Origin of the sequence: Fontibacillus panacisegetis (assembly GCF_900102215.1) — a bacterium.
In the GTDB taxonomy this organism is placed as follows: Bacteria; Bacillota; Bacilli; order Paenibacillales; family Paenibacillaceae; genus Fontibacillus; species Fontibacillus panacisegetis.
Window position 1 is genome coordinate 1 of record NZ_FNBG01000051.1, and the last position, 466, is coordinate 466.

The following is a 466-nucleotide window of genomic DNA, read 5'->3' on the forward strand; positions in this document are numbered from 1 at the left end:
CCACATTTTCATGCTTTGCTATGTGTGACTCCGGACTTTAACCGTAACAAGTGATGTATTGAAATAGTGTACTAGTCGTTAGACTTTCAAGATATACTACTCTTTAACCGTAATAAGTGATGTATTGAAATAGGAATTGGTTGCTGCTGGGTACATGGAGCGCGAGCGCTTTAACCGTAACAAGTGATGTATTGAAATTCCCATGCCGCCCCGTATCCAATAACAACCAAGTTCTTTAACCGTAACAAGTGATGTATTGAAATCTCTGTACTCACTCGGTATCCCCATAGCCGACGCTTCTTTAGCCGTAACAAGTGATGTATTGAAATATCCGCCATCCTCAAAGAGAGATACCGCAAAAGCCCCTTTAACCGTAACAAGTGATGTATTGAAATAATGGATGCTAACGCAATCGTTCTAACTCCAGAGCACTTTAACCGTAACAAGTGATGTATTGAAATTAAAT

Annotated in this window: 1 CRISPR repeat array. The window is 39.9% G+C overall.

Going from position 1 to position 466, the window contains the following annotated elements:
* The first annotated feature begins 35 nt into the window (after positions 1-35).
* Positions 36-461: direct repeats of the CRISPR family, unit length 30 nt; unit sequence CTTTAACCGTAACAAGTGATGTATTGAAAT.
* Positions 462-466 lie beyond the last annotated feature (5 nt).